Source organism: Ruegeria sp. CF3 (assembly GCF_056537365.1).
The window spans coordinates 191944-202700 of record NZ_JBQFRK010000006.1 but is presented as its reverse complement, the minus strand read 5'-3'; the positions used below and the strand labels follow the sequence as shown (position 1 = coordinate 202700).

Sequence of the window (10757 nt, the reverse complement as noted above, 5' to 3'; positions counted from 1 at the left end):
AAAATAAACGGAGGCACGTCATGCCCAACCACCTTTTTACGCTTCCGGACATCCCGAGCATCCCGGTGCAGGGGGAACAGGCGACCTATCCGATCGGGCGGATTTTCTGCGTGGGCCGCAACTATGCGGCCCACGCTGCCGAGATGGGGCATGAGGTGGATCGTCAGGCGCCGTTTTACTTCACCAAATCCGCGCCCAACGCGGTTTTGACCAGAGCGCATGTGCCGTATCCGGCAGGGACCGAGGATTATCATCATGAAATGGAACTGGCCGTTGCCATCGGCAAGCCGGTTTTTCAGGCCACAGCCACTGAGGCCCGCAACGCGATTTTTGGCTATGGCTGTGCGCTGGACATGACGCGCCGCGACCTGCAGATCCGCGAGCGCAACAAACAGCGCCCCTGGGATCTGGGCAAGGATGTGGAAAACGGCGCGGTCTTCGCTCCGCTGACCCGCGCCGATGACTGGAGCCCATCTGATGACAAGCGCATCTATCTGAGCGTCAATGAGCGGGTCGTACAAGACGCCACATTGTCAGAGCTGGTCTGGAAGATCGATGAACTGATCTCCCATCTATCGGGTTTCTACCATTTGCGCCCCGGCGATCTGATCCTGACCGGCACACCCGCCGGGGTCGGGCCTGTGGTCGCCGGAGACCGAATTGAAGGCGGCATCGATGGTTTGGCTCCTGTGCACCTGACCCTGACAGCCTCCGACTAAACCGTCCGGCCTGATCCCTGAGAATCTTGAGGCCCCATTACCGCCCGAGCGCCGGTGGCGCGTCGGTGCCAAAGATCAAACGGTGCGCGCGTCAGTCGCGGTTTTCAAGCAATGCGATCGGTGCATCCGGGGCGCGGTAGAAATCCAGTGGAGCCTTGTCGGCTGCCACGGTGCTGCGCTTGAACTCATAGCGCATCTCACCCACCGCTTCTTCATCTGCGATGATCAGGCACTGATACATGTGATTGGCACCGTCATAGATATCGACGAGCCCGCGCAGGCGTGGCGTGGTTTCGGCCTCGACGGTGAAACCATCCTTCCACAATGTCAAAATTTTGAAGCTATTGTCGCCAACCTCCACCCGCAAACGGCTGGATTTCTTGAGGGTGGCGATTCGGGCCGCATCCAATTCGGCGCGAATTTCCTTTGAAACATAGGTACTCATAATAAACTTCCCCCCTTAACACTCATTAGTCTGACGCGATTCCTGTAAAAATCCAGTGAACGGCGTCACATAAGTTTTGGCATTGCGGTTCTGGTGCCCAGACACCGCATCCCACCTGTGCGCGCATGCAGGCCTGATGCGCGCCCGGTGAAATAGGATCGGGGCGCAAGACGGCCTATCTTTGACCCAATCGCAATGCGAAAGGAATAACGATGGGCCTGCTTGTCGACGGCGAATGGCATGACACCTGGTATGACACCAAATCCACAGGCGGGGCGTTCAAACGCTCGGCCGCACAGTTTCGCAACTGGATCACCGCCGATGGCGCGCCCGGCCCCTCGGGGCGCGGCGGGTTCGAGGCGGAATCTGGGCGCTATCACCTTTATGTCTCGCACGCCTGCCCTTGGGCGCACCGCACACTGATCTTTCGTGAGTTGAAAGGGCTGAGCGACCACATCTCGGTCTCGGTCGTGCATCCGGATATGCTGGATAAAGGTTGGACCTTTGAGACCGACGACCATGGCGCGACCGGCGACAAACTGTTCGGATCAGAATTTGCCCATCAAATCTACACCCGTGCCGACCCTCACTATTCGGGCCGCGTTACGGTTCCGATCCTGTGGGACAAAGTTGAGAAAACGATCGTGTCGAACGAAAGCTCGGAAATCATCCGCATGTTCAACTCGGCTTTCAACGGGATCACCGGCAACACAGACGACTACTGGCCCGAGGCAATGCGGGACGAGATCGAAGAGGTCAACGCGCGCATCTATTCCGATGTCAATAACGGGGTCTACAAATCCGGCTTTGCCACCTCGCAAGAAGCTTATGACGCCGCGGTTGGCCCTCTGTTCGACACGCTGGACTGGCTTGAGGATCGTCTGGCCCGGAACCGCTATCTTATGGGTGACCGCGTGACCGAGGCCGACTGGCGCCTGTTCACCACATTGATCCGGTTCGACCCGGTTTATCATTTACATTTCAAGTGCAACAAGCGTCGGTTGGTGGACTACCCGAACCTCTGGGCCTTTACGCGGGAGCTATATCAATGGCCCGGCGTGGCGCAGTCTGTGAACATGAACCACATCGTGCGCCACTATCACTTCAGCCATGACAGCATCAATCCGCACCGAATTATTCCGGTGAATCCAACGTTGGACTATTCAGAACCCCATGGGCGGGATCAGCGCCCCGCCGCGTAGTGTTCGACCATGGCCGCCAGATCCTCGGGCGGGGTCGAGCTTTGGACATAGGCGCAGGCATTGGCGCTATGGGCAAAGATTGATCCGTCCGAGAAGAATGTGGTGTTGGTGACGAAGATCACTCGCGCCTCGGGCCTGCGATAGCTTGCGAAATCGGCAACCGCCAAGGCGCTGCCGGTTTCCAGAACCAGATCCAGCACGATGATATCGAATGCGGTACCATACAGTGCCAGGATCGCGGCCTCTTGCGTTTCGACCAGCGTGACTTCGGCCTCCTGCCTTTGCAGATGCCGCTGCCAGACCCGACCTAGATCGGGGTTACTCTCAACAATCAGTACTTTCATTTGCAACAACCTCGGCACGTGATATGGGTGAGTGGTGCCGACCCCTGTTGTCCGTGATCACGCGATTTCCTTAACAAAGTGTTAACAAGGCCCGCACAGCGCCGTGATCGGGCGGATTCGCTTGTAAGAACGGCAAAAATCCGCTTGAAGCATGAGAAATAGGCGATTCCGGCTGGGGCAGATGGTTGGACAGGATGACAGATTGAACCCTCGGGCTGCGCGCGATCATGGCGGAGGGCTGGATGGCGCGATGACGCGGTTTGGGGGCACGCGCGCAGACTGGATCGATCTGTCCACGGGGATCAATCCGCATGCTTATGAGGTCTCGGGCCTGCAGCCTCCGGACTGGAAGGAACTGCCGGATCATGGCGCGTTCGAACGCCTCTCGGACGCGGCGCGGGTGTTTTGGAACGTGCCTGATGGGGCCGAGATTCTGCCATCGCCTGGTGCCTCTGCGGTGATTGCCCGCGTGCCCGCGCTGACCAAAGCCGGTCGCGTGCAGATCACGATGCCCACTTATAACGAACATGCCGCTGCATTCACCGCTCAGGGGTGGACGGTGCACGAGAGCGGCCCGGCTCAGGCACGTGTCATCGTACACCCCAACAATCCCGATGGGCGCATCTGGCAGGACGCGGATGTCGACGCGCCGCTGACGGTGATCGATGAAAGCTTCTGCGACGTAACGCCCGAAGCCTCGCTGATTCATCTGGCCCAGCGGCCCGGCATCGTGGTGCTGAAGAGCTTTGGCAAATTTTGGGGGTTGGCCGGGTTGCGACTGGGTTTTGCAATTGGCCATCCCGATCTGATTGCACGATTGAACGACCTGACCGGACCATGGGCCGTATCCGGCCCGGCACTGCGGATCGGCGCGCAAGCGTTGCACGATGTAAAATGGGCTGATGAAACGCGCATGCGTCTGGCAAATGAAGCAACACGGTTGGATCAGCTTGTAACGGCCAAGGATGCGCGGCTGATTGGCGGCACCAGCCTGTTCCGCCTCTACGACGTTGATAACGCGACCGCCTGGCAAGACCGATTGGCGCGGGCGCATATCTGGAGCCGTATTTTCCCCTATTCCCGGACCTACCTGCGCCTTGGATTACCGCCAGCAGATGGTTGGGCCCGGTTGGAAGCAGCGCTGTGAGCACCGCGTTCCTATTGGTCTGCGCTATGTGTCTGGACGCAGCATTGGGTGAGCCGGATTGGCTGTGGTCACGTATTCGCCACCCTGCCGTACTGATGGGCAACGCGATTGGCTGGCTGGACAACCGGCTGAACCATGGGGCGTATCGCCGCCTCAAAGGGGTTGCGACGGTACTCATCCTGGTTGCGGTGGCACTCATCCTTGGCCGGTTGCTGGAGCTGCTTGGTCCGATCGTCGAGATCGTGGTCTGCGCCATCCTTCTGGCCCAGAAATCCCTGATCACCCATGTTCGCGCAGTTGGCGAAGGCCTGTTGACCTCGCTTGCCGAAGGGCGCGCGCAGGTCGCCATGATTGTCTCGCGCGATACGCGAGATATGACCGAGGCGCAGGTGGCGCGCTCGGCCATCGAAAGCGCCGCCGAAAACTTGAGCGACGGGGTGATTGCCCCAGCCTTCTGGTTTCTGGTCGCAGGTCTGCCGGGGCTTCTGGTTTACAAGGTCGTCAACACCGCCGACAGTATGATCGGTTATCGCAACGACAAATACCGCGCCTTCGGCTGGGCAGCGGCGCGGCTGGATGATGTGCTGAACCTTGTCCCGGCGCGCCTGACCTTCGTAATGATCGTCGCGCTGTCCAGCCAATGGTCGCGCTGGGGAGAGATGGTTGAGGATGCACGCCGCCATATCTCACCCAACGCAGGCTGGCCCGAGGCCGCGATGGCACGTGCGCTTGATATCGCGCTGGCCGGACCGCGCAGCTATGATGGCCAGATGCGGGATCTCGCCTGGGTGAACGGGAATGCCCGGCAAGAAATCGACGCGGCGGAGGTTTTTCGCGCATCAGACATGCTCTGGCAGGTATGGGGGCTTGCGCTTGGGCTCGTGTCGGTGTGGGTTGGGTTCAACTTCATATTCTGACGGATCAGCCTTATGCGTTTCCTTTCCGGCCTTATTGCCGCCGCCCTCTTCGCCTCGCCTGCACTCGCCCAATGCGGCGGTGGGTTCAATACCTTCGTCAAAGGGCTGAAAGCCGAAGCCATTCAGCAGGGTTACGACAAATCCACCGTCAACAGCTTTTTCAAGGGCGTGCAGCAGGACGGAGCCGTTCTGAAAGCCGACCGCGCGCAGGGCGTATTCCAGAAACCATTCATCGACTTCTCGCGGCGCCTGATTTCACAGAACCGGATCGACCGGGGCAAGGCCATGTCGGGCAAATACGACGCGGTGTTTGACCGGATTGAGCAGGAATACGGCATTTCGCGCGGTGTGCTACTGGCATTTTGGGCGTTCGAGACCGACTACGGGTCCTTTCAGGGCGATTTCAACACCCGCAACGCGCTGGTGACGCTGGCCCACGACTGCCGCCGCCCCGAGTTGTTCCGCCCGCAGATTTTCGCCGCGATCGAGCTGTACAGCCAGGGCAATTTTGACCCCGCCCGCACCACCGGAGCCTGGGCCGGTGAAATCGGCATGGTCCAGATGCTGCCCCGCGACATTCTGGAAAACGGCGTGGATGGGGACGGAGACGGCAAGATTTCGCTAAAAACATCGGCGCCGGATGCACTGATGTCCGGGGCCAAGATGCTGTCGCATCTGGGTTGGCAACCGGGTCAGCCATGGTTGCAAGAGGTCACCGTCCCCGCGCAGATGGACTGGTCTCTCTCTGGCCCCGGCAAGCCCCGCTCGGTGTCCGAATGGCAGGCGATGGGCGTGCAGGCGCGCAGTGGGTCGTTGGCAAATCTGCCTGCCTCGCTGATCCTGCCACAAGGGCATAAAGGACCCGCCTTTCTGGCTTACCCGAATTTCGATGTCTATTTCGAATGGAACCAGAGCTTCGTTTACGTCCTGACCGCCGCCTATTTCGGCACACGGTTGGAAGGCGCGCAGATTTACGATGCAGGTAATCCAGCGCCGGGGCTGACGGGCGCGCAAATGAAACAGTTGCAGAGCAAACTGCAGGCGCGCGGGCACGACGTGGGCAAGATCGACGGCATCCTTGGGGCCGGAACGCGTGCGGCTGTGCAGGCTGAACAATTGCGTCTGGGTTTGCCAGCGGATGCGTGGCCAACGACACAGCTGCTGAAGCAGCTATAAGGGTCAGCGCCTAGGCAACCTTTGCAGGTTCACGTTTCACTGACGGATCAAACGCATGGATAGATACCAGCGAGCCTTCTGTGACGATGGCGGTATTGGGCTGTATTTCAACCCAGCCGTCACTGTCTGCATCAAGCGGCTCGGAAGATATCACTATCCCGTCTTCAGAGGCCCGGTAATGCAAACTGGGTGCATAACGATCAGACGCATAGCGCGCCGCAAATACACGGCTGCCATCTGACCAGCACGCAGCGAACCGCATATAAGGCGACGATCCGCATTGTCGGGACAGCGCTTCCACCCGCCCCACGGCCCGTGCCATTGCGTCGATCGGATTTGAATCCAGACCTTCGCCATGAGCAATCAAAAAGATCGCTTCACTTTCTGTCGCACCCATTCGGTGCCCGTATAAATGTGCCGGGATCATAGCATCGAGCTGCTGCCGGATTTGGTCATGCCCTCCAGCCTGGCCATTGTGCATGAAGCTCCATTTGCCAAATCCAAATGGGTGACAGTTGTTGCGCGAGGTCGCAGTGCCTGTCGACGCTCTTACATGGGCCAAAAACAGTCGTGATCGTGTGTGATGAGCCAGTTGTTTGAGATTTGCATCGGACCACGCGGGATGAGTGTCCTTGTAGAAACAGGGCGTTTCGCGATCAGAATACCAGGCCAGTCCAAACCCATCGGCATTGATTGGTGTCTTCCCAATCAACGCGTTGCGGCTTTGAATGACAAGCGATTGCTCTTGCTCCTGAATCAATTCATCCAGATATCGCTGCTCCCCAACCCAAGCCAAAAAACGGCACATTTGGCATCCCCATCAGTTTTTCGATCCAGGGCATTCTACAACTTGATTTGACGATGATTATCCCGTTTTCTTCCGTTTTTACTCAAAGCCTCTATCAAATTTACCAATAGATCGGGAATAACAGATCAATTACTCGCTCTGACCGGATAGCGATCGCCTTTCTCGTCGATCAGGATCAACCGCTCACCACTGCGGACATATAGGTCGCATCGACTGAACCCATTGCGATACGCGATGCAAACACTGCCGTCCCCGGCGATGGAATAGGTGCCAAAGGCGGATTCTCCGCTGGCATAGGTATAGGAATAGGCCCCTCCGGCCGAGTATTTGGACTGACCGTCATCATAGAATGTCAGAGTCTGGCCCGCCAAAGCCTCAAGCTCTTGCGGAGAAAGCGGCTGGTCTCCGGGTTTAGTGGCCCATTCGGCGGCCGCAAGTGGGGTGGCGCATAGCAGAAAAAAGATCAGTGATCGGGTCATACGCTACCCTAACCCGGCAAGCCGGGAATGGGTCATAACGTTGCGGTGATCGCTCAGGCGACCATCTGCTCGGCCTTTTTCAGGTCGACCGAGACCAGCTGGCTGACGCCCTGTTCCTGCATCGTCACGCCAAACAGACGGTCCATCCGCGCCATGGTCACCGCGTGGTGGGTGATGATCAGGAAACGCGTATCGGTCTGGCGGCACATCTCGTCCAGCAAGTCGCAGAAGCGGGTGACGTTGGCATCGTCCAGCGGGGCGTCGACCTCATCCAGCACACAGATCGGGGCGGGGTTGGCAAGGAACACGCCAAAGATCAACGCCGTCGCGGTCAGGGTCTGTTCGCCGCCCGAAAGCAGGCTGAGAGTCGAGAGCTTTTTGCCCGGCGGCTGGCACATGATCTCAAGGCCCGCATCCAGCGGATCGTCGCTTTCGACCATGACCAGATTGGCCTCACCGCCACCAAACAGGTGCTTGAACAGCATGGCGAAGTTGGAATTCACCTGCTCGAACGCGGTCAGCAGGCGTTCGCGACCCTCGCGGTTGAGGCTGGCGATGCCGCTGCGCAGGGCCTTGATCGCCTCCTCCAGATCGGCCTTTTCGCCGTTCAGCGTGTCGAATTCTTCCTGAACTTCTTTGCTGTCCTCTTCAGCCCGTAGGTTCACTGCGCCCATGGCGTCGCGCTGACGCTTGTGGCGGTTCACTTCGGCTTCAAGTGCGTCGGCGGCGGGCATCTGATCAGGGTTCACGTCCAGTTGGTTCAGCAGCTGGTTCGGCGTCAGTTGCTGATCCTCGGCAATGCGTTCTGCTGCGGCGACTACGCTTTCCTTGGCGGCGTCGCAACGCGCCTCAGCCGCCGCGCGGCTTTCGCGCGCCTCCGAGGCCAGACGTTCGGCTTCGCGCTCGGCAAGAACCACCTCGCGCTGCTGGGTCTCGGCCTCGGCCAACTTGTCGGCGGCTTCGGCGCGCCGAGCCTCAGCGGTTTCGATCAGCTCGTTCAGTTCTTCCCGTGCCTCGGCGATTTCGCTGGGGGCCGCCATCGCCTCGGTCAGTTCTTCTTCCGAGCTTTCCTTGCGTTCGGCCAGTTCCGATATCCGCTTTTCCGCCGTTTCCAGACGATGCCGCCAACCGCTGAGGTCCTTAGTCACCTCCTGCGTGCGCCGGGTGCGCGCCTCGCCCTCGCGGCGCAATTCATCATGCGTCGAGCGGTGGGTCAGCATGGTGATCCGCGCCGCCTCGACCGTCTGCTTGATGTCCTCGACCTGCGCGCGGGCGCTGTCGAGATCGCCCAGGCCAGTCAACGCGCCTTCAGCCTCACGCAGTTGTGCGCGGGCGGACATGGCGTCTTCCTTGTGACGGTCGACCGCGAGGGTCAGTGTTTCCAGCTTGCCCTGCGCCAGATTTCGATCCGCCTCAGCCCGGCTGAGCATCCGCGCGGTTTCCGCCATACGCTGATCCGCGGCACGGCGGGCCTCGCGGGCGCGGCGGTCAGCCTCGGTTACATTGGCCAGTTGCTGTGACAGCGCTTCATGCGCGGCGCGTGCACCTTCGGCCTGCGCCTCGGTGCGGGTCAGTTCCTGTTTCAGCGCCTCAAGCTTGTTGAGCTGTTCCAAACGCAGGGCGGCAGCGCTTGGTGCATCCTCGGCCCAGGCGCGGAATCCGTCCCAGCGCCACAAATCTCCCGAGCGTGAGACCAAGCGTTGACCCGGTTTCAACGACGCCTGCAGGCGCGCGCCCTGATCCGCATCGACCAGACCGATCTGCGCAATACGGCGACTTAGGCGGTCAGGGCCGGACACATGCAACGCCAGCGGCTCGGCCCCGTCGGGCAAGGGCTGGTCGCTGTCATAGCCCGCTACCTGCACCCAACCTGAAGGTCCGTCGCCCTCGACCAATGGTGCACGCAGGTCATCCGCCAGCGCAGCCCCCAATGCCTTTTCAAAGCCCGTTGCCACCCGCAGCATGTCGAGCACTTGCCCACCCTCAGCCGTGTCGCGTTCGACCAGCTTGGCCAGCGCGGTGGTCTCGGCCCTTATCGCGCCCAGTTCACCCTCGGCCTCGGAGCGTTTGGCGCGGGCCTCGGCCTCACGCGCCTGCGTGTCGTTGCGCAGTTCGTCGGCGGCGGCCAGCGCTTCTTCCGCTGCTTCAGCAGCTTCGCGGGCTTCTTCCTCACCCTCTTGCGCGGTCTCGAACGCCTCGCTGGCGCGGGAAAGGGCATTGCGCGCCTCGTCCACAGCGGCGCGGGCCTTTTCTTCCTCGCCCTCGGAACGAGCCAGTGTCTTGCGGCTATCTTCAACCAGTCGTTGCGCCGATTGGTGGCGGGCCACCAGACGGGCCATGTCTTCGGTTTCCTGCGACAGGTGATCTTCGCGATCCTGCAACACCGACGCGGCCTCGCGCGCAACTTCTGCAGCTTCAGCGACCTTTTCGTCATAGCCATCGGCGGCTTTTGCAAGCTCGCGGGCCTCCCATTCGAGCCGTTCGATCATCTCACCCGCGTCCCGGTTCAGACCGGATTCGCGTTCGATGTCGTTGCCCAATTGCTGGATACGGTTGGTCAGAGTCTCGATCGTCTGGCGTGCGCGGGTTTCCTGATCCGACAGCTGATCGCGCTGCACCTGCTGGCGCTGCAGGACGGCTGCGGCGATGGCCTCTTCCTCACGCAAGGGCGGCAGGGTTTCCTCGATCTCGGCGCGTTTGGCGGCGGATTCGCGCGCGGATGCCTCGGCGCGGGAGGCTTCGGTGATCCGGTCGCGTAGCTTTTCCTCGGCCGCCTGACGGGCCATGTCGGCCTCTTTCCAGCGGCGATAGAGCAGCATCCCTTCGGCCTGACGCAACAACTCGCCGATCTCGCGATACCGCGCCGCCTGACGGGCCTGACGGGCGAGTTGCGCCAACTGCCCGCCCAACTGTTCCAAAACGTCATCCACACGGGTCAGGTTGGCCTCGGTGCCTTTCAGTTTCAGTTCAGCCTCGTGGCGGCGCTGGTAAAGCCCGGAGATGCCGGCGGCCTCTTCCAGAATGCGGCGGCGGGCGCGAGGTTTGGCGTTGATCAGCTCGGCAATGCGGTTTTGCCCCACCAGTGCTGGCGAATGCGCGCCGGTCGAGGCGTCCGCGAACAGCATCTGAACGTCGCGGGCGCGCACGTCCTTGCCGTTGGTCTTGTAGGCGCTGCCCACATCGCGGGTGATGCGGCGGACGATCTCCAACTGGTCGCTGTCGTTGAAGCCGGATGGCGCCAAACGTTCCGAGTTGTCCATCGTCAGGACCACCTCGGCAAAGTTGCGCGCAGGCCGAGTGGCAGCGCCCGCAAAGATCACATCTTCCATCGCGCCACCGCGCATGGATTTGGGACGGTTTTCACCCATCACCCAGCGCAACGCTTCCAGCAGATTGGACTTGCCGCAGCCGTTCGGACCAACCACTCCGGTCAGCCCGTCCGCGATGATCAGATCGGTCGGGTCCACGAAGCTTTTGAAGCCGGTCAGTTTGAGTTTGCTAAAGCGCAATGGCTGCTCTT

10 protein-coding genes are annotated in these 10757 nt (G+C 60.6%); 5 read left to right on the top strand and 5 right to left on the bottom strand.

The features are described from left to right. The first annotated feature begins 20 nt into the window (after nucleotides 1-20). Nucleotides 21-719, top strand: coding sequence for a fumarylacetoacetate hydrolase family protein (locus ACR0KC_RS18665; RefSeq protein WP_170733734.1), 699 nt, complete (start codon nucleotides 21-23; stop codon nucleotides 717-719). Between the two features lie 91 nt (nucleotides 720-810). Here the strand turns inward: ACR0KC_RS18665 and ACR0KC_RS18660 are convergent, their stop codons facing one another. After that, complete coding sequence (locus ACR0KC_RS18660; protein WP_170513411.1) at nucleotides 811-1164, bottom strand: hypothetical protein; 354 nt, start codon at nucleotides 1162-1164, stop codon at nucleotides 811-813. Nucleotides 1165-1376: 212 nt separating this feature from the next. Between ACR0KC_RS18660 and ACR0KC_RS18655 the strand changes: the two genes are divergently transcribed. Further along, nucleotides 1377-2366: a glutathione S-transferase family protein gene (locus ACR0KC_RS18655; protein ID WP_170392636.1), complete on the top strand. Its 990-nt coding sequence runs from the start codon at nucleotides 1377-1379 to the stop codon at nucleotides 2364-2366. On the opposite strand, the gene ACR0KC_RS18650 is transcribed toward ACR0KC_RS18655, so the two are convergent. Next, nucleotides 2348-2710 carry a response regulator transcription factor gene (locus ACR0KC_RS18650; protein ID WP_008756687.1) on the bottom strand — a complete coding sequence of 121 codons (363 nt, stop codon included), beginning with the start codon at nucleotides 2708-2710 and terminating at the stop codon, nucleotides 2348-2350. The genes ACR0KC_RS18655 and ACR0KC_RS18650 overlap by 19 nt on opposite strands. 181 nt (nucleotides 2711-2891) lie before the next feature. Here ACR0KC_RS18650 and ACR0KC_RS18645 point away from each other — a divergent pair, with 181 nt between their 5' ends. From ACR0KC_RS18645 to ACR0KC_RS18635, 3 genes are read left to right on the top strand one after another with little or no spacing between them, the layout of a single operon-like run. Next, entirely contained in the window at nucleotides 2892-3857 is a 966-nt protein-coding gene (locus ACR0KC_RS18645) for a threonine-phosphate decarboxylase (RefSeq protein WP_170610037.1), read from the top strand. Further along, nucleotides 3854-4774 carry an adenosylcobinamide-phosphate synthase CbiB gene (cbiB, locus tag ACR0KC_RS18640; protein ID WP_170565089.1) on the top strand — a complete coding sequence of 307 codons (921 nt, stop codon included), beginning with the start codon at nucleotides 3854-3856 and terminating at the stop codon, nucleotides 4772-4774. Before ACR0KC_RS18645 ends, cbiB begins: the two co-directional genes overlap by 4 nt. 12 nt (nucleotides 4775-4786) lie before the next feature. Continuing rightward, nucleotides 4787-5950: a lytic murein transglycosylase gene (locus ACR0KC_RS18635; RefSeq protein WP_480707382.1), complete on the top strand. Its 1164-nt coding sequence runs from the start codon at nucleotides 4787-4789 to the stop codon at nucleotides 5948-5950. 10 nt (nucleotides 5951-5960) lie between these two features. Here the strand turns inward: ACR0KC_RS18635 and ACR0KC_RS18630 are convergent, their stop codons facing one another. The 3 genes from ACR0KC_RS18630 to ACR0KC_RS18620 all read right to left on the bottom strand — a co-directional run bounded on the left by ACR0KC_RS18630 (nucleotide 5961) and on the right by ACR0KC_RS18620 (nucleotide 10746). Next, nucleotides 5961-6758, bottom strand: a complete 798-nt coding sequence (locus ACR0KC_RS18630; protein WP_170425170.1) for a class II glutamine amidotransferase — start codon at nucleotides 6756-6758, stop codon at nucleotides 5961-5963. A gap of 125 nt (nucleotides 6759-6883) precedes the next feature. Continuing rightward, nucleotides 6884-7237 carry a hypothetical protein gene (locus ACR0KC_RS18625; RefSeq protein WP_170625094.1) on the bottom strand — a complete coding sequence of 118 codons (354 nt, stop codon included), beginning with the start codon at nucleotides 7235-7237 and terminating at the stop codon, nucleotides 6884-6886. A 53-nt stretch (nucleotides 7238-7290) separates the two neighbouring features. After that, nucleotides 7291-10746: an AAA family ATPase gene (locus tag ACR0KC_RS18620; protein WP_170609763.1), complete on the bottom strand. Its 3456-nt coding sequence runs from the start codon at nucleotides 10744-10746 to the stop codon at nucleotides 7291-7293. Between the last annotated feature and the right edge of the window lie 11 nt (nucleotides 10747-10757).